The sequence below is a fragment of the Chryseobacterium gallinarum genome (assembly GCF_001021975.1).
Lineage (GTDB): Bacteria > Bacteroidota > Bacteroidia > Flavobacteriales > Weeksellaceae > Chryseobacterium > Chryseobacterium gallinarum.
Genome location: NZ_CP009928.1, coordinates 4,421,590 through 4,440,031 on the forward strand (window position 1 = coordinate 4,421,590; position 18,442 = coordinate 4,440,031).

An 18,442-nucleotide genomic window follows, 5' to 3' on the forward strand; every position below is an offset into this window, starting at 1 on the left:
GTAATTATTATACAGCACCCTGATCCGGTGATGCTCTTCAAAAAGATCGTTTGAAAGGTATGATTTAATGTTTACCAAAGTTACTCATCAATCATTGGGAAAGGTATGATCTGAATCATATTAGGCTTTTATTTTTATTAAATTTATCTTAAAAAGAAGTTAATTATCTTCAACTATAATCATATATAGTTAACTTTTCAACATAGAATCCAGTTAAGTTTTATATTGAAAAGAAAATCTTATGATCTTTGATTTCATCAGAGAGTGATTTCTCTCATTTTTTAATGGTCCTTATTGTTGCTGGTAATGTTCTTTTATTTCTGTACCGGCGCTCTTCCAGAACTTTCACTAATTACCATACCACTTATGGTTTACTGCATATTAGCACTTGTGATTTCATAATACAGGGCCCACCCGCTAAATAAAATAATGATGATCCAGATCCAGAAAGGAATCGTTTGGGGTGTCTCACTTCCATTAATCAGAAAACTTTTCTGATTTCCTTTATCATAAGCGTTGATCATTAATGACAGGGTTCCGTCTACGACATCTTTATTTTTAAGTCCTTCCACTCTGATTGCCGGGCCATTGGCTACCGTAAAGCTTATTTTCCGGATTCCTTCTTTCCCTGACGGGGAGTGGCTTACTATTTTTAAAATGTGTTCCCCATCAGTCAGTTTTTTCGTATCAAGATCAAAGACAATCGGGGTTTCAAGCTCCGCAATAGGTGCTGGTCCGTCGTCAATGAACAGAAAAACCTTACTTTTATCTTTTGTCATGAATCTTATTTTAAAAAATAATACTTAATGTGATTGGTATTCTTTTCACCTGGTTTAATGAGGTATTTAAGAGAATACACAAAAGCCAATACCGTTATAACAATAACAATTCCCACAATAAACCAGTCCCAATCACTTTCAGGGCCTGTTCCATGGGTAAAATCCCGGGTAACCTCAGGCTGTCTGAGTTTGCAGGCATCACACGCAAAAGCATATACCGTAAAAAACAGAGCAGCCGCTGTAATTGTATATTTTAACGAAACTTTCATATTATTTAATCTTATCCATTATCACTTTTACTTCTTCAACCGTTACTTTCTTAGCGTTATTTCCCCAGCTAGTTCTCTCATGGTTCATAATGGCAGTAACATCTTCCGGGGTAAAATTAGCATTCATTCCAACCGGCGGCATTGTTGCAAATTCCGGTCTTGGATCGTATCCTTTCATGATTATGGTAACATATAGCTCCAGATCTCCTCCTGTCACCACGGGGCTGCCTTTCAGTGGCGGAAATGCACCGGGCACCCCTTCTCCATTAGCCTGATGGCAGGATGCACAATTTGTGGTAAAGAGCTCTGCGCCATCAGGAAGATTAGCGCCTCCCTGCTCATTCCCTCCTTCTTTTTTCTGTTGCTTATACAAAAATGCAGGTACAATTGACTTATCTGTAAAATCGGCCTGCTTTAAAGATTTTAAATAAGCAACCAACTGAAGGGCTTTAGGCGTTGCTACGATTTTTTTTCTTTTATTTTTCAAAAATTTTTCAGGTATCTTCACCTCTACATCTCCGGGCTGCAGGTAATCTCTTTCTATAAAAAGAAATTCATAGGACGGCATTATAGAGGCTTCTACAGCAGCACGGGGCTGGTACAAATGGATCAGATGCCATTCGGCGCTGGGCTGCCGTTCTCCGACATTGGTTAGATCCGGCCCTGCCCTTTGTGTTCCCATCAGATTGGCTGTATTTCTCCAGAAATCTGTTCTCCTGTTAATCGCAAAATCAGCAGGAATACTGGGTCTCTTTCCAAAAACATTATCCATTTCAACATTCCTGACTTGCTGGGTGTGACATGCCACACAGCCATTTTCTATGTATACCATTTTCCCGGCTCTTTCCTCTTTCGTCAATACTTTTGATTGCCTTGGCAGCGGTTTATTAATTCTCTGATTATCCAGTGCAGGCAATACTGCAATGTATAGGGTAAGGAAAACAAAGAGGCAAAGAGCTGATCCAAATAATATTCTATGATCATTTAATAGTACCATAATTGTTTTTTTTTAAGAATTGAACTCTGTATTTCTGAACTGTTTTTTTGCTGCCAGAATTTCGGAAGGCGTCCGGGGAATCCTGAAGCTTTCCTTTGTTCTTACCATCCTGTAAAAATTATAGGCAAAAATCAAATGCGAAATCCACATAAACAGCCCTCCGATAGCTCTCCATAACCAGAAAGGAAACATGTTGATGACTCCGTCAATAAAAGGCTTTTTCTTCATCCACATCAGTCCGGTTTGCGTACCACCAATCATTAAGGCAATGACATACATCAACAGCCCCAGCAGAGCAAACCAAAAGTGTATCCCTACCAGCAATTTCGGGGGTTCTTTTCCTGTAAGCCTGGGAATCAGAGTATAAGAAAATCCCCAGAGCATAAACGTAATGATTCCGTACATTGTGAGGTGGGAATGGGAAACGGTAAAGTCTGTAAAATGCCACAGTAAGTTGGTATACCTGAACGCTTCTACCGTTCCCTGAAATGAGCCTGTGAAATAAAAAATAATCGCCATGAAATAAAAAGGAAGTGTATAGCTTGTCTTTAGCTGATACCAGGCATTATTGAAAGTCAGCAGAAAGTTGGTTGTTCCTGCCGCTACCGGAATAAGCATCCCCATACTTGCAATAATAGCCGTAGTCTGTAACCTCCATGGGATAGCACTGAAAATAAAATGATGGGTTCCTATTAAGGTATAAAAAAGGATATGGGTCCAGAATGCCAACGCTCCCAAACTGTAAGAATAAATAGGCTTATTGAGCTGCTGGGGAAGAAAATAATACATGAGCCCCAGGTTGATCATCATAAACCACATCCCTATTGCCTGATGCATATAGTAACCCTGGGTAATGGTTTCTCCGACTCCGTCCTGCCAAATAGGTGAATATCCTACTATAATTACAATAACAATAAACATAAAGCCTGCAATAATGTACCAGTTTGAGATATAAATCTCTTTCACCACTCTTTTGGCAACGGGCTTAAACAAATTGTATGTTGAAAAAGCTACTCCTATTCCGAAAGTTCCCATAATAGGCCAGATATATTCACGATATTCTCCTCCTCCATTATTGATTCCCGCCAATAAAGATATGGTTCCCGAAAGAACAGCGACATTCATAAGAATCAATGAGACATACCCGAATTTTATATTATAGTTCTCTACATTACTTACCCTTGTAACCACATAATAGGATAATCCTACCATAGCAAGAGACGCCCATCCCCAGAATACGGCATTGGTATGGGCAGGTCTCAGCCTTCCGAAGCTCAGCCAGCTTGTATGATCTATGTCTGGTGCCACATACTTTATTCCTGCATACAGTCCGAACGACGTCCCGATAAGGAGCCAGAATATGGCAGTGCCCATAAATAACAAAATAAGCCTGGTGAGCTGGGGTGATACATAATTCAGAAAAGAGGAGGTCCTTCTTTTGCTGGGAAAAAACCTGAATTCTTCTACCGAATTAATATTGCGGACCATCCCTTTTTCATCAGAAGATGGCAAGGTTCCGGAAAGTTCATTCTCAGGTAGCTCAAATTCCAGTTCTTCTTCTCTTTTCTGATATTCCTCTATTTCTGAAAGACTTAGTTCTTTGATCTTTTTCTGTGCTTCAAGATATTCTCTACGCCTTAAAATATAGGAATAAACAGATAAAAACTTAAAGACAAGTACAATTAAACCTGCTACAATAATGATTAACATTAAAAGCAAGGTGAGCTGAATACCAGTCTGATTAAACAATGATGATTCTGCCATAACAAAATAGGTATGGATTAATGTGAGTGTAATTGTAAATTCTACAGGTTATACCCGTATTACATGTCTGTGGAATGGTCCCGGTTCAGCCTCACTAGAATGGAACATTCCAGGCTGAAAGTACAAAACTATTTGCTGTTTTTAATGGAGTCTACATCGTAAGCCGTACTGTCCATAGGCAGCGTATTGTCTCCTGAATCCGGTGTGATTTGAGCTGTTCCGGAAACAATGCTGTCTCCTGTATTCAGAGTATCGATATGAGTCTGTTCGGTTTGAGGTTGTTTTTTACAGCTGATAATTAAAAATCCGGTAAATAACATTAACATCATAATTAATTTCATAATAATATTTTTAAGGGGTGCAAGTCAAAGGTATAAACTTATTTTGCCGCATTTTATGACTAGTATCATAATAAAGCTTTATTCTTATCTTTTTTTAACTGATTTAAAATAGCAGCCAGCCTTATACTTAGTATTATTCCATTAATGTTATATATTTTTCTATAAGATTGTATTGATATGACTGCAATCATAACGCATACAGAATTACATTCATAAATTTGATAGTACTAAAATTTTCATCCTTATTTTTTGTTCTAGAATTAATAAACCTTCCTTTGCAGGAAGGTTTATTTTTAAATTATATGAAAGGGAGCAAATGCCCGTATAGGAAAGGTTTCCAAACCCTTACATTCTGGAGATACAGCATTCAATATAAACCTTTCATCAGTCAATGAGAATGGCAATTTATTATCTCATTTCAATCTGATATGGGTTTGTTTATGGCTGAATTATCAAAGTCATTGTACCTCATGTTTTTCTCCATGCCCTTTGTCCACTACTTCAATTTTACCGCCTGTTCCACACATACAAAATGAATCTTCTGTAAGGATTTTATAATTATTGATAGTATCTTTTTCTGTTGTTTTTTCCCAGGCAACTGGCACAGGAATACACGGCAAATATCCGCCCGAAGCAGGTTTTAATCTACATTGTCCAAATGGTCTGATGTTTATATTTACCTGTTTATCCTGCTGTGTAGCAATATATTTTTCTTCAGCCATGGAGAAGTTCTGGCTGGTAACCTTTAAATTACTAGGTGCTGTTCCTTGATTGCAGGATAATTGGGCGGTATCTGTGATTTTTTGTGGCATGGGAATTATTTTTCTAATTTGAAAATAACATTATTATATACTAATTCTTTTTTACCAATAATTAAAGGAGAATATTGAAAGTCTTTTATATAGATTTTATTATTTTTGATTTGATATTGTGCTATTGTAACTATTGACTTGCTTACATTCATCGTAAATTTTCTCTATTTCTTTTGGATTGCAAGAATAATTCGTTTTATACATAATACCAACATTTCCATTTTTTTTAAACGTTACTGTGGCATAATGAGAAACTTCACAACTGCCGTCTGTTCTATCTTTTATATTTGTTTCTAATAAAGTATGATATTTTCTTTATATAGAAGCTGTCCATATAAATCAGAATTTAATACAAGTGGTATTAAGATATATAGAATTTTAATATATAATTTCATTAATATTATTTTTTAGACTTTTCATCTGACTTAATAATTTTACCTGTAGCATCATCAATAATAAAACTATAATCAGGCTGTGAATACCATTCATTGCCTACTAATTTACTATTGAGAACGTGAATTTGATAATACTTTTTAATTGTAGCATCAGGGGTGTCATGTCTTAACGCTACTGCTTGTCTTGTATCATATATGTCAACTTTCTTTTCTTTTAAAACAATATCATGTATCTGCTCAAATGTGTGTTTGAAGTTTTTGTCAAAATCTGTTTCTTTGATAAGTTTGCCATTCTTGTCATACTCTTTAATCCCTACTACAGAATTATTAAAATCAAGAACTTCTTTAATCAGTACACCATTTGAATAATAATAAAAATAGTATTTAGTTGGATTAAATTCTTTTGTAATTTCTCTCTGATAACGTAATTCAAAATTATCCGAAGCAGCTTTGGTAGCAAACTCTCTTACATCAGAATTGTCTGGTAATTTATATTGATACTCATTGATATAGCCTTGCTTCCCTTTATTCTTCTCAAAATTTTGTATATTAAATGTCTTCATTTCTTTTGTATTAAATGTCTTGATTTTTTGGCCTTTGCAGTTTAATGTACTTATCATTAATACTGCTAATAATATATGTTTCATATGATTTTTTATACATTACTTTTTACAATATCCCATTGCCATTTCCACGTAGACTTTTTCACTTTCTGACCATAACTCATAATATTATCTGTGGAGTTTGTTGGGTTACTATTTCCATTTGCATACACAAATTTTCTGTCAGCTTCTTTTATTGGAGTTCCGTCTCTATGGGTGTGGTGCAAACCTAATCCATGTAATCCTTCATGAGAAATAGTATCACTACCTCTTGCTGCACCTTGTATACCGTTAAATAAAAATACATTTTTTATTTTTATATCCTGAACTTGTCCAGGAACTGCTCCTGCTGAACCTGTTGAAGGGTCATAAAAGCTATCATAAGTGTTTTCATTAAAGCTAAACATAGTATAATAACCCGTGTATTGAGGATTTTGGCTGATATATAAGTTTTTTACATAATCAAAAATAGGAGTTTTACCAGAAGCTCCTTTTTCATCCTCATAAATATTACCATCTGTATGATTTAGACTGCCTGAAGTATTTTTGAAAATATAATCTCCATACGTTTTATTACCATGTGCATCAGTTATAAGCTGGAATTTTGGGTCTGCACTTAAATCCAATATTGGACCAGTTTCCAGCTCGCTGGTAATGAGACATTGGTGTAATCCTTCCTGCAATCTTTGTTGTTCGGATGGTGAAAACCTTCCCGTTACATTGCCTGTTCCTTTTATATTAGTAGTTACGCCCACCAAAACAAATTTTTGATTCTTTCTTGCAGTGGCATCATTTTTCAAAATTATGATTTTTCCTACCAATGTTCTTAGAGTAAGCTGTTCGGCAGGTGTTTTTACACTACTCCCTTTGGGATAAGCATAGATTTTTATTTCCTTATCAGCCGTCAAATCTTTCAGGCAAGTTATTTTTATTGTGGAATCTGCTGAATTAACTAATCCTGCTGTTTTAGTTTTATCTTGTAAAGTTAATTTGTCAATGGTTATAAATGTATCTGTAGATGTATTGATGGAACTTAAATCAAATTCTAATTTATCTATATCTTCTTCTATTTCCACCAAAACCTTTAACTCGGCTTCATATTTTGGTTTATTAATTATTGCTGTAGGCATAGCATCAACGAAATCTTTGGAAAATAAAGTAAGATAAGGCACGATATATTCAATTGATGGTGTTGTTGCAGGAGCAGGAGTACCAGCAGGTAATGGTTTTCTTGAAATCGGAATAATTGAATATTGAGTCTTTAGCTGTGTGTAGGCTGTACCTGTTGCTTCCCCCTGTCAGGTCTGTTACTCCATCTTTGTATCCTCCTTCTATAATATCTGCATATGCAGGGTCGTTGGTAGGAGCAAGCCCATTGTCTTTTTCCCTTATCCAATCAAACCCAAATTCTCCATTCCAAGCAGTATTAGGTCTGAAGTATACCATTGCAATTGCAATTTGTTCAGGTGGGACAGTTGTTGCTTGTTTAGCGGTGTTCCCAAGCTGGTTTCCGCTTTCGCCATACATTTCCGCAGTTCCCTTGCTATTAATAACAGCTTGTTTATCTGAATGCACAAGGTTTTTTTCTGTACCGTGTAATTTAGCTTCTTTGGCTTCGATATCTAATGTGTTTTGACTACTGAACAACGCTTTGCCACTAAAGAAACTCATAAAACCACTTACAACTTGCTTCATAAACGGGGTAAAGACAAAGAACTTAGACATTGCATTAATGATTACATTATTAGAAACATTCATTTCCAAATTATTGTAAGCATTCATTTGGATATCAGTAGCATTCATGATTATTTTATTTGGAGCAGTAACATTAATATTTCCCTGTCCGTCCATAAAATAAATGTTTCCGCTCGGGTCTTCAATCGTTACACTTCTTTCTGTATCATTCATTAAAACCTTGATTCCGCTTTTTGTTTGTATAGATTTTAAATGATTGTCTATACCTCCACCCAAACCTACTTTTCCATGAAACATTCCTCCCATTGCAAAAGGGAAATCAGGATTATGATATTCGAATCCTATCATCACTTGGTCTCCAACTTCAGGGATTGCTACAAACCCTCTGTTTTGGGTAACTGCCCCTGTTCCACCAGCATCAGGACTCATCATTCTGATAAAATGGGTTGTATCATTTAACTGCCAGTCGAATCTCATCTGTACTCTTCCTTGATTTAAAGGATCAACATTGGCAAGTTGAGGCTCGGCTTTTGGCATTACAAAATCAAGCTTAGGCATAAAACCAGTTCCTTCTGCTATCGCTTCAAAATTGCCTGTATAATATCCTCTTGCATCAACTTCATGATTTACTTCAGTCATCATCAAAGTGGTAAAATGTGAAGTTTGGTTGCTATCTGGTTTTCTCATGGCTAAATCCGCAACACAACCTGTATACAGAAACGGTACTGTTGTCTTTCCTGAGACTGTAAAAACGTCCACTGCTTTACTCCCTCTTGCACTTTTCTGAGAATCATCTATATCAAGGAACATATTGGGATTTATAGGAGCAGGAGTCAGTGAGCGGGTTTTAAATATATTGTTGTTAAGTTCGTAAGCTTCCGATGATAGTTCACCAAGATGTTTGATCTTATTATCAACTCCGATCATCTTTGCATGGTTACTACTATTATAACCAAAATATTCAGGTTTTGTATGTATGGCATTTAGCTCTATTTGTACATCACTGACATTACTACCCTCAATAAGCTTTATGGACTTTTTATGAGATGGTAACTTTCCCAAGTGAAGTACCTCTCCATCATAATAGAATTGTTCTCCATAAGCCTCTGCAATTCTGGCAAGGTAGTTATAATGGGTTTCGCAATACTGTGAGCTATAATTAATGTATCCTTTATTTTGGGTGTCTATTCTGAAATCGAAATTATTAGTACCCAAAGACTCTTTAATGATCCTGTCAGCAATAATAGATGTATTGACTGGCTGGCTACCTCCAAAACTTTGAGTATGAGGTGCAGAATCCATCAGGATTGTTGGGCTATTTCCTTTCAAGACAATATTTCCCAGACTCATCTTTTCCTGACTGAATGCTACCTTCATAACAACTCCTACAAATGTCCGTTCCGGACTTTCATTTTCAGAATCTTTATACTTGAAAGTTACAGTTAATCTTTTCCCCAAAAACTGTTTGGCCTGTTCTAAGTTATGGTTTTGCGCTTCATTTAAAGAATCATGTGCTAAGATAAGTTCAAAAATATGATGGGTTCTTGTGCTTTGCTGTAGGCGGAATTGCTTAAAATGGCTGATAGATTTTCCATCAATCACAATATCAAGCTTTACCACACGGTTAATGCCTGCTATATGATTTTCTGATATCTTATCTGAATTTGATGTGTTTTTTTTCATCTGATTTGTGTGTTTTTCTAATAGTATATCACTAAAGTTAGATAAAAAATAATACCAAAAAAGATTTTTATTACTCAAATTAAAAAATTGTAGTAGAACTACGATTCTTTTTCGTCTGAGTTTCTTAAGAAAATAAAACTGATTGAATGGACCAGTCAGGCAGGTAGCAGAAAGAGACAAGTCGGTGAATAAGCTGTGAAATTGATTCCCTCTTTACACTCTTACAGTATAATATGAAATACAAAAAATTTTTGCATTACATTTAAAACACAAAGATAAATAGCCTAATTCCTCAACTTTTACACATGATTCCCAACTTATTCAAATCTTCCTATGTTTTAACAGGTTGCAAATAGAGTACTTCATGTGGATAAGAAACAAAAAAGCCCCTAAAAAGGGGCGATTTGTGACCGCAGAAGGATTCGAACCCTCACTGTCGGAGCCGAAATCCGAAGTTCTATCCATTAAACTATGCAGCCATATTCATGAATTATGAATAATAAGTAATGGCAGTTCAAAATGCCTGTATCCATTGCTTATTGATATTAGAAAGTAATCTTCACTCCTCCCAGAATCTGGGCACCCAGGACTTTGTATCCTTTGTACGTCTGGTATTTTGAGCTTAGAAGATTATTTCCGAGTGCAAAAATACTGAAATTTTTGTGAATTTTATACTCTGCGGAAAGATTTAAATCAGCATACCCCCCAACTTTATCATTAGTGTTCTCCGTAGACTGGAAAATCATATTGGGTGCGCCTACTCCTTCTATCGCATAAGAGTTTGTGGTTCTGTCACTTGCAAAGATTCCTTTGAAGCCAAGTAGCAATTTCTTGTCAAGCATGGTATATTTTGCTCCGATGCTTGCATTGAACAATGGAACATTATAAATATTGTCATAGTTCTTAAGATTGTACTTGGTAAACCTTAATTCTCCATCCACAACAAGGTTTTCCAATGGGAAATACTGAAGGCTTCCTTTGATATCGCTTACATTTCCATCATCATATATCGCTGAGAAAGTGTTTGCAAAATTATATGCAGAACGGTTCAGTGTGTATGCATTATCGAAAAGGTCATTCGCTTTAAAGAACATGATATCTTTCATCTTTCCAAAACCTGCAGAAAAATCATACTTGAACATTTCATCAATATCCCCTCTCAAACCTACATAAAAATGGTATTTAGTTTCTGTAGGCTTTAGATACTGATCAGAAAGGCTAAATGGATTCGCCTGTAAAAGGTCTCCATAGGTATTCAGCTTCAGACCTCCGTCTACTCCTCCATAGAATTTAAACTCTTTAGCGGCAGCAAACTGGAATTCAGCCTGGGGGAACCAATACGTTTTGTTGTTTTTCATCCTTTCAGCCATCAGGTCATTTGAATTCTTAGCATTCAGGAATGAAAATGAAGAACCAATCATCAAATAGGAATCTCCTTTTTTGAAAGTCACTTTCGGAGCTAAATTCGTATTGAAAAAATTGGCTGAGTTTTTATCTCTGATTGCAAAATCTGTTTTTACCGCTTCCAATCCTACGCCTAAATCCGCATTCAGATTAATACCGGATTTTCCTAATTCTACAGCATGTTTGGATAAATTTGCAAGAATGGAGACCTGGTTTTCCTGAGCATCAAAATGATCTTTCAGGAAGGAAGATTTCACTCTTACATCATTTAAAATTTCGTTAGAATAGAAATCATAATATCCGTTTACTTTAAACTGATTCACTTTCTGCTTCAGGTCGACATCTCCGGCAGGCTGAAGTGCATAGATCCCGTAATAATTATAGCTGTCTAAACCATATTCCGCATTGATATTGAATTTTCCTTTCTCCCCATAGGAGTTAAGGAAAGCACCAATTGTTGCAGAAGTCTGTCCGGATTTCCAGTCGTAGTCCTTTTTGAGACCATTTGTAGAAAGAACATGCACATCCGCTCCTACTTCAAACTTATTTTCCAAGGTTTTGGAAATATTTCCATCTGCCAAGATTTTCCCATAATTCCCCATCCCAAACTGGAAATAATTATTCTGGGCCGTCCCATCGAATTTTGGAGCGACATCTTCTCCCTGAATCGTTGAGGTTTTGAAGTCTGAAACCGCTGGAACATCCGTAATGGTATATTTTACAGGATTCTGGGATTTCTCTTCCGGCGGATAATTTTTGATGGTTTCTACAGAAGTCTTCTTTTTTTCGATCTTCTTCACTTCCGGTTCTCTTTTCTTATTAAGAACCAGTTTCTCCTCCTTGATCTGGGAAAACGCAAACTGCGAAACTCCTAAAAATAATATGGATAATAATTGAATTTTTCTGTTCATTACTATTATTGTATTTATGTATTCAGATAAAATCTATTAATGATTTACTGAACATGATACTCATTTTTACTTTTTAATCTGCTTTTTTACTTCTTTTGCTTCGGCAACAATCTCTGGGAAGTCTTTATAGTTCGCAATAATCTGGTCACATGTATAGCTTGCCTGATAGGTATCTTTTAATCCTACATAATTTTTCGCCATCAGTACCAGGGCTTTTGCTCCCCAGTATTCTTCTGATGCATAATTGTTGGCAAGCTTAAAGATCGTTTCATTGGAAGACTTAAAGGCTTTCCCTTTGTTTTGATAGTAAGCTTTCGCATATAAAGCTTCTGCAGCCACTGAAGTGTTGGATGATTTTTCAAGAGAAGCATAGGCAGATTGTGCATCCTTATCTTTTCCGGAATTCATCAGGCTTCTTGCCTTGATTACTTTTGCTGTTTCCATTACTGCTGCTGAATTCTTGGAATTGGCAATCACTGCATTGGCCAGTTTTTCGGCTTCTGAAAAATTTTTCTCCTCAGCATACAGTTTCATCAGTTCTACATTTGCATAGTTTTTAATACTGATATCAGAAGAGTTTTTAATTCCCTCAAGATACTTTTTGGCTTCAGCTGTATTTCCCTGTGCAATAAAAATCTGGGCTAAACGGGTCTGGGCATCGTCCTGATAATCATTCTGAACAGCAGCTACCTCCTGTAAAACAAGGAGAGCTTTGGTAGGATTATTGGTCTGGTAATAGCTCTCTCCCAGCTCATATTTAGCCTGATACAGACCTTCTCCTGTAGGATTTTGAGTCAGATACTTCTCATAATAGGAAATTGCATTTTTATAATCTTTCTTAGAGAAATACTGTTTTCCGGTAGATAAGTTGATCTCATCAATTTCCGAAGCATCTACGTTCACACCGATATTTCTTGCAAAATTTTCATATCCTGACACGTCCCCGTTTTTGGTGAAAAGAGGCTTGGCAGCCTGAACGATTTTTTGTGCATAAGCGGTATTTTTATACTGCTCGCCCAGGGATTTCAGTTCAGAAAGTGCTTTATCGTTCTGATTCTGGTCTATATAATTCTGAGCTCTGTAGATAGAAGCATTAGCGATCAGATCCTTATCAGAAGAGCCTTTAATTACTTTTCCGAAATAATCATTGGAATTTGCAAAATCATCCTGAGCAGCATATGCTGTTCCTATTTCATATTGCGCATCATCGTAATATTCAGAATCCGGATATTTTGATAAAAGATTTTTTAAGTTGTTGATCTTAGCCTGCGTATCTCCTTTGAAACCTAAAGCCATTGCTTTCTGGTACAGGGTATAATCTGTAGCATCATCATTTTTATCATAAATGGCAATCGCTTCGTTCAGGTCATTATTGGCATAGTGAATATCTGCAAGACGCAGCTCCGCATCATTTTTAAATTCAGGCTTCGGGTTTGTCAGATATTGTTTGAAATAGGTAGCAGCCTGATCGAATTTTTTAGATTTAAAATAAGCATACCCTAAATCATAAGGCAATTGCTGCTTTTCAGGAAAACTTTCCCCCAGGAGCTTTTCGTAACGAACAATGGCTGACGGATAGTTTCCTTTTTGGTAATAGACCTGGGCCAGCCAGTATAAAGCCCTGCTATTAAATTCTTTATTAATATTAAAACCAAGACTTCTTAAGAAATATTTCTCAGCTTCATCATAATTTCCTTTGTTGAATTCTTCCGTTCCCAGCAAATAAGATACCTCCTGATCTACTTTATTGATTTCCGGCGTAGAGCTTTGCAGCCTGTCTATCGCGTTTAGAGTTTCTTTATAGTTCCCTGAATACAAATAAGACTTTACCAATAATGATCTCATTTCTGAGGCATTGGCTGCATTCTGGTTGTCATTAATATAGCTCTGGATAACCGCAGAAGGATTTTCAAATGGGTTCCCGATATCATAGCTCAGCTTTGCATACTGTTCATGAGCCAGTTTTTTCACCTTGGCATCATAGTCCATCTGGTAAGAAGAACGGAAGGCAGAAAGCGCTTCCTGTTTTTTATCTACAGCGAGATAAGCATTTCCCAGCTGATAATAGGCATTCTGAGCCAACGCTGAATTGCTGTTGACAAGCTGGTTATAGTAAGAAACCGCTTCGTCATATTTTTTCAATTGAGCGGCCACAAATCCCATCTCATATAAATCATTTTCAGAAGGGTTCTGCTGTACATTCAGATAGTCTTTTAAATGCGGATACGCAGAAGTATAATCATTTTTCATGAAATAACTCTCCCCTATGATCTTATGAACCTCAGCTTTATAAGCATCTGAAATATTCTCATTCAGCAAAGCATTCCCTTCTGAAATTGCCTGATCATAATTCTTGTCATTGTAATACATCTGTACATAGTAAGGACGTACCAGTTTGGAGAATTTATCCTGGTCTTTGATGGAATCAAAATACTGGAAAGCCTTATCGTTCTGTCTGTTGCTGTAATACAAGTGTCCCAGCATATAAGCAATATCTCCTTTCTGAGAGGTATCAGCAGACTTGTAGGCTTCTTCCAGTGCATCAATAGCTCCTTTAGAATCCCCGGTCATAAATTTTGCATATCCCAGCTTAAGGATATATTGAGTGTTTTCTTCCTTTGACAGTTGATATTGGTTTACTTTTTTCAAAGTTTCCAATGCTTTATCAAAGTCTTTTTTAGCTAAGTAATAATCCGCTAAAGGAAGATTGGCCTGGGCAAAATAAGCGGAATTCGGGTATTCTTTCATGAAAGCAGTCAATCCTTCCTCTGCATGATTTTTCTGAAGAATGACTCCTATCACATTGTCAAAAAACTGAGCCGCTTCCTTTTTGGAACGTGTCAGATTCTGATTGTAGAAATATTGCCTGGCATATTCGTATTGGGAAGCGTTGTATATTTTGGTCTGGTAAAGATTTTCTGCTAGATTGAATCTATAATTTTCTTTCTGGGTAAAATATTGGGACTGTTGAGCTTCGGAGATTCCGAAATAAAACACGGCAGCCGCTAAAAGTATTTTTTTTGATTTCATTCTTCTCGATATAAGAAAATTAGTCTACATAAGTTAACGAAAATATTAAAAACTTATTGTTTAAGCAAGTTTTAACAGATTTAATAATTCTAAAGTATCAATTTTACAAAAATGAAATCATTTCACAACTTCATGATAAAATTTCTTACTTTAGTCTGAAAAAACGTAAACAATTTAAGCATCAGGTTTGATTTTTTTTCTATTTGATACTTTTTCAACAGCAGCTAAAAACATACCATAAATACACTCTGACATGAAATTTAAGATACTTTTAGCATTAATTTTTATCAACCTTCTTCAGGCTCAAAAGTTTTATTTCCCTAAAACAGCCGTAAAAGACTCACTTATTTTAGAAAATCAAATGCCTGAACTGGCTCTGCAAATTATATTTTGAATGCGAGGTACTGGATAAAGACCTGATCATAAGTGGAAATTTATCCGTTTTTTCAATGTTTCCATTAATAAAAAAGATTTTGATACAGATACCTTTTATACCAGATACAGCCTGATGGCAAATCTTTTTTACTCTCCACCCATATGGCAAGGGCCAGTTATGCAAAAGACAATGTAGTGCGGCAGCTTCTGGAGCCCGGTAAAGAGTATCAGATACCTATCAAAAATTCTGTATACATCAGTAAAAAAATAGAAAAAGGAAGTAAGTTCCTGCTATTGGTTGTGTAAATAAAAATCCCAACTGGCAGATCAATTACGGAACCGGTAAAGATGTAAGTGATGAAATCATACAGGATTCCGGAGCCCCTTTGGAAATTAAATGGTACAACAGCAGCTATGTGGGAATACCTGTTGATAAAGATTCAAGGAATTCCGCTGTGCTTTTTTTGCCTAAATGTTCTTAACAACTGTTAACATCAAAATAAAAAATCATTACATTTGCTTTTTTTCAAATCAAATATAGTTATTGAATGAGTCAACTTTTTAGAAGAAAAATCTATTCAGATACAGATACTTCGACAGGGCTTTTAAGGGTTCTTGGGGTGTGGGACATCGTATTTTTTGGTATTGCGGCCATTATCGGAGCTGGAAGTTTCAGCAGTTTGGGAGAAGCCGTTTTTAGAGGTGGCCCCGGTGTTATCCTTCTATATTTGATTTGTGGTTTTGCCTGTGGTTTCACGGCTTTATGCTATGCTGAATTTGCCAGCAGAATTCCTACAGCAGGCTCCGCATATACTTATGCATATGCAAGTTTTGGAGAGTTAATTGCCTGGGTGATCGGCTGGGCTTTGATTATGGAATATTCTTTCGGGAATATCTATGTTGCTTTTTCCTGGTCAGATTATTTCACCAGTTTCCTGAGCCGTCTGGGCATGCATATTCCTGATTACCTCACCTGCAGCTATACGGAAGCAAGAAAGGCGTTTCAAAATGGTTCAGAAAATAAAGAACTGCTGAATGCCTGGAAAAATGCTCCCCTGATCGGAAATCTGAAATTCATTGTAGATATTCCGGCCCTGGTTATTAATGGGTTAATTACATGGCTCTGCTATGTAGGAGTGAAAGAAAGTAAAAATTTCAACAACTCACTGGTTCTTCTGAAACTAGGAGTTATTATATTGGTTATCCTGGTTGGTTTTGCGTATATCAATACGGATAACTGGACTCCGGTAAGTCCGGCTACGGGAATACCATCATTTATGCCCAATGGATTTGCAGGGGTGATGAGTGCCGTATCGGGTGTCTTTTTTGCTTATATCGGATTCGATGCTTTAAGTGTACTATCAGAAGAAACAAAAGATCCTCAGAAGACACTTCCGAAAGGGATGATCATCTCTCTTGTTTTATGTACCGTGATCTACATTGCCCTTACCTTGGTATTAACAGGAATGGTAGATTACAAAAAATTTGATGGTGTGGGAGATCCTCTTTCATTTATATTTGAAAAAACAAATGCCAATGTTGCCTGGATGGAGCTTATTGTATCTTTTGTGGCTATTGTAGCAATCACTACCGTATTACTGGTATTCCAGATGGGCCAGCCAAGAATCTGGTACGCAATGAGCCGTGACGGGCTGATGCCTCAGAGATTCCAGAAAATACATCCTAAATATAAAACTCCTTCCTATGCAACTATTGTAACGGGGATTGTGGTAGGTATTCCTATTCTGTTCACGGATAAAACCTTTATATTGGATTTCACCAGTATCGGTACTATTTTCGCCTTTGTATTGGTTTGTGCCGGAGTACTGCTTCTTCCGGCAAAAGAGAAAATAAAAGGCAGATTTCACCTTCCTTACGTGAATGGTAAAATTATCTTCCCGGTTGCTTTTATCGGGGGATTGGTTGCATTCTATTATTTGCAGCCCGATTTTTTCCAAAATCTGATGGATTGGGCAGATCCGCAAGAAGGAGAATTCAGAGCTTCTATCTTCTTCTTTATTCTGATCAACCTGGTCATGTGTGTGGTAGCTTTCATCAGGAACCTTTCGTTGATTCCGCTGGTGGGCTTAAGCTCATGCCTGTATCTGCTTACCGGAATGAGCCATGAAAACTGGTTCTGGTTTGGAATCTGGTTCCTGATAGGCATGGTAATTTATTTTTGTTACGGATATAAGAACAGTAAGCTGGGAAAGGAATTAAGGAATAATTAAACTCAAAGTAAAACTGCGGAAAGGCAAAATGACAAAAGGTCTATCTATTTATGTGACTGATTTGCTGTTTTGCCTTTTCGCTTTTTTATTAGTTCCTATAAAATCGGCAAAATTATTGCTATAACATAAATAGAATCAATAAACTACTTGCCATGTCTGAAAGAATAAAAACATACCGGGAATTTTATCAATTTTACCTTACCGAACACAGTAAAACAGGAACACGAATTTTTCATTTCATAGGCACATTGCTTGTATTTGTAGTAATAGGCTATGTAATCAGCTCAGGAAAAGAAAGATTTTTATGGTACATCCCGATTTTCGGGTATGGTTTTGCATGGTTCAGTCACGCCGTTATAGAAAGAAACAAGCCTGCCACTTTTAAATACCCTTTATGGTCATTAGTTTCGGATTTCAGGCTCTTCTTTGAACTGTTGACGGGCAAACAGAAATTCAGAGAAACTACACCTTCCAGCCGTACAACAGAAGAACATTAGTATTCCCCTGCTTTAAACAGGCTGTAAAACGTTAAAATATATCAGTAGAATATCTGCTTTACCTCGAATACACAGATTCTTTAAGTATATTCATGGAAATCATATCATTATAATATGACAACCAATTGGCCAAAATAAAATCCTTACCTGTCTACTTTTTAACTTCATTAGCAACTTTATCAGCATCTTCTTTTGCGGAATACCTTTTTATTCCTATTAAATACCCTAAAGAAGGCAGGATAAAAGACAACATCACAGGAATTATAATTGCCAATCCTGATCCGTCAAGCAATACCGTTAAAGGAAAGAGATAATCGTTATAGGCAATTAATGCCAGAGTAAATAAAAAGCTATCACTTCCCCCCGTTGAAAGAATATTAAAGTCTTTTCCAAACTGATCGAATACACCAGCCATGACAAATAGCAAAAGATTAATAAAAAACATCCACAATACGGACCTGTAAACCATTCCCTTCTTTGCATTCAGATATCCGGCTCCCATCAGAAAAAGAGATAAGACTCCTGAAACACCCACATCCAGGCCTGAAGTATCTCCTTCACTGCCGATTCGCCCAAAGAAATAGAAGGAATACAAAAATAAGTTGATAAGATAAACTATCGTAACATAATTCATGAGACAAAAAATTTGGATGTATG

15 protein-coding genes and 1 tRNA gene are annotated in these 18,442 nt (G+C 36.4%); 3 read left to right on the forward strand and 13 right to left on the reverse strand.

Features of this window, described 5'->3' with window-relative positions:
* Positions 1 to 371 precede the first annotated feature (371 nt).
* The 12 genes from OK18_RS19785 to OK18_RS19840 form a co-directional block, all read right to left on the reverse strand.
* Positions 372 to 779, reverse strand: coding sequence for a hypothetical protein (locus OK18_RS19785; protein WP_050020419.1), 408 nt, complete (start codon positions 777 to 779; stop codon positions 372 to 374).
* A 5-nt stretch (positions 780 to 784) separates the two neighbouring features.
* The gene (locus OK18_RS19790) at positions 785 to 1,048 is read right to left on the reverse strand and encodes a hypothetical protein (protein WP_050020418.1); all 264 of its coding nucleotides are present in this window, start codon (positions 1,046 to 1,048) and stop codon (positions 785 to 787) included.
* Between the two features lies 1 nt (position 1,049).
* Positions 1,050 to 2,045: a cbb3-type cytochrome c oxidase subunit II gene (locus OK18_RS19795; RefSeq protein ID WP_053329131.1), complete on the reverse strand. Its 996-nt coding sequence runs from the start codon at positions 2,043 to 2,045 to the stop codon at positions 1,050 to 1,052.
* A 12-nt stretch (positions 2,046 to 2,057) separates the two neighbouring features.
* Complete coding sequence (locus tag OK18_RS19800) at positions 2,058 to 3,809, reverse strand: cbb3-type cytochrome c oxidase subunit I (protein ID WP_053329132.1); 1,752 nt, start codon at positions 3,807 to 3,809, stop codon at positions 2,058 to 2,060.
* A 128-nt stretch (positions 3,810 to 3,937) separates the two neighbouring features.
* Positions 3,938 to 4,150, reverse strand: a complete 213-nt coding sequence (locus OK18_RS19805; protein WP_053329133.1) for a hypothetical protein — start codon at positions 4,148 to 4,150, stop codon at positions 3,938 to 3,940.
* A gap of 458 nt (positions 4,151 to 4,608) precedes the next feature.
* The gene (locus tag OK18_RS19810; protein ID WP_053329134.1) at positions 4,609 to 4,962 is read right to left on the reverse strand and encodes a DUF4280 domain-containing protein; all 354 of its coding nucleotides are present in this window, start codon (positions 4,960 to 4,962) and stop codon (positions 4,609 to 4,611) included.
* Between the two features lie 400 nt (positions 4,963 to 5,362).
* On the reverse strand, positions 5,363 to 6,004 hold the full coding sequence (locus tag OK18_RS19815) for a hypothetical protein (protein WP_053329135.1): 642 nt from the start codon (positions 6,002 to 6,004) through the stop codon (positions 5,363 to 5,365).
* Positions 6,005 to 6,012: 8 nt separating this feature from the next.
* Complete coding sequence (locus tag OK18_RS19820; protein ID WP_053329136.1) at positions 6,013 to 7,089, reverse strand: Rne/Rng family ribonuclease; 1,077 nt, start codon at positions 7,087 to 7,089, stop codon at positions 6,013 to 6,015.
* A 49-nt stretch (positions 7,090 to 7,138) separates the two neighbouring features.
* Positions 7,139 to 9,337, reverse strand: coding sequence for a type VI secretion system Vgr family protein (locus tag OK18_RS19825; RefSeq protein ID WP_174441967.1), 2,199 nt, complete (start codon positions 9,335 to 9,337; stop codon positions 7,139 to 7,141).
* 407 nt (positions 9,338 to 9,744) lie between these two features.
* Positions 9,745 to 9,816 (reverse strand) — tRNA-Arg (locus OK18_RS19830).
* A gap of 66 nt (positions 9,817 to 9,882) precedes the next feature.
* The gene (locus OK18_RS19835; protein ID WP_053329137.1) at positions 9,883 to 11,652 is read right to left on the reverse strand and encodes a TonB-dependent receptor; all 1,770 of its coding nucleotides are present in this window, start codon (positions 11,650 to 11,652) and stop codon (positions 9,883 to 9,885) included.
* Between the two features lie 66 nt (positions 11,653 to 11,718).
* On the reverse strand, positions 11,719 to 14,682 hold the full coding sequence (locus tag OK18_RS19840; RefSeq protein ID WP_053329138.1) for a tetratricopeptide repeat protein: 2,964 nt from the start codon (positions 14,680 to 14,682) through the stop codon (positions 11,719 to 11,721).
* 537 nt (positions 14,683 to 15,219) lie between these two features.
* Between OK18_RS19840 and OK18_RS21380 the strand changes: the two genes are divergently transcribed.
* The 3 genes from OK18_RS21380 (at position 15,220) to OK18_RS19855 (ending at position 17,785) form a co-directional block, all read left to right on the forward strand.
* The gene (locus OK18_RS21380) at positions 15,220 to 15,363 is read left to right on the forward strand and encodes a hypothetical protein (protein WP_156173341.1); all 144 of its coding nucleotides are present in this window, start codon (positions 15,220 to 15,222) and stop codon (positions 15,361 to 15,363) included.
* A 242-nt stretch (positions 15,364 to 15,605) separates the two neighbouring features.
* Positions 15,606 to 17,288: an APC family permease gene (locus OK18_RS19850; RefSeq protein WP_053329140.1), complete on the forward strand. Its 1,683-nt coding sequence runs from the start codon at positions 15,606 to 15,608 to the stop codon at positions 17,286 to 17,288.
* A gap of 152 nt (positions 17,289 to 17,440) precedes the next feature.
* Positions 17,441 to 17,785, forward strand: a complete 345-nt coding sequence (locus OK18_RS19855; RefSeq protein ID WP_053329141.1) for a DUF962 domain-containing protein — start codon at positions 17,441 to 17,443, stop codon at positions 17,783 to 17,785.
* 151 nt (positions 17,786 to 17,936) lie between these two features.
* On the opposite strand, the gene OK18_RS19860 is transcribed toward OK18_RS19855, so the two are convergent.
* On the reverse strand, positions 17,937 to 18,419 hold the full coding sequence (locus OK18_RS19860) for a hypothetical protein (protein ID WP_053329142.1): 483 nt from the start codon (positions 18,417 to 18,419) through the stop codon (positions 17,937 to 17,939).
* Positions 18,420 to 18,442 lie beyond the last annotated feature (23 nt).

Bases quoted from the DNA above. Each gene is read 5' to 3' on its own strand.
- OK18_RS19785 (WP_050020419.1), bottom strand. From the start codon at position 779: ATGACAAAAGATAAAAGTAAGGTTTTTCTGTTCATTGACGACGGACCA.
- OK18_RS19790 (WP_050020418.1), bottom strand. From the start codon at position 1,048: ATGAAAGTTTCGTTAAAATATACAATTACAGCGGCTGCTCTGTTTTTT.
- OK18_RS19795 (WP_053329131.1), bottom strand. From the start codon at position 2,045: ATGGTACTATTAAATGATCATAGAATATTATTTGGATCAGCTCTTTGC.
- OK18_RS19800 (WP_053329132.1), bottom strand. From the start codon at position 3,809: ATGGCAGAATCATCATTGTTTAATCAGACTGGTATTCAGCTCACCTTG.
- OK18_RS19805 (WP_053329133.1), bottom strand. From the start codon at position 4,150: ATGAAATTAATTATGATGTTAATGTTATTTACCGGATTTTTAATTATC.
- OK18_RS19810 (WP_053329134.1), bottom strand. From the start codon at position 4,962: ATGCCACAAAAAATCACAGATACCGCCCAATTATCCTGCAATCAAGGA.
- OK18_RS19815 (WP_053329135.1), bottom strand. From the start codon at position 6,004: ATGAAACATATATTATTAGCAGTATTAATGATAAGTACATTAAACTGC.
- OK18_RS19820 (WP_053329136.1), bottom strand. From the start codon at position 7,089: ATGCCTACAGCAATAATTAATAAACCAAAATATGAAGCCGAGTTAAAG.
- OK18_RS19825 (WP_174441967.1), bottom strand. From the start codon at position 9,337: ATGAAAAAAAACACATCAAATTCAGATAAGATATCAGAAAATCATATA.
- OK18_RS19835 (WP_053329137.1), bottom strand. From the start codon at position 11,652: ATGAACAGAAAAATTCAATTATTATCCATATTATTTTTAGGAGTTTCG.
- OK18_RS19840 (WP_053329138.1), bottom strand. From the start codon at position 14,682: ATGAAATCAAAAAAAATACTTTTAGCGGCTGCCGTGTTTTATTTCGGA.
- OK18_RS21380 (WP_156173341.1), top strand. From the start codon at position 15,220: ATGGCAAGGGCCAGTTATGCAAAAGACAATGTAGTGCGGCAGCTTCTG.
- OK18_RS19850 (WP_053329140.1), top strand. From the start codon at position 15,606: ATGAGTCAACTTTTTAGAAGAAAAATCTATTCAGATACAGATACTTCG.
- OK18_RS19855 (WP_053329141.1), top strand. From the start codon at position 17,441: ATGTCTGAAAGAATAAAAACATACCGGGAATTTTATCAATTTTACCTT.
- OK18_RS19860 (WP_053329142.1), bottom strand. From the start codon at position 18,419: ATGAATTATGTTACGATAGTTTATCTTATCAACTTATTTTTGTATTCC.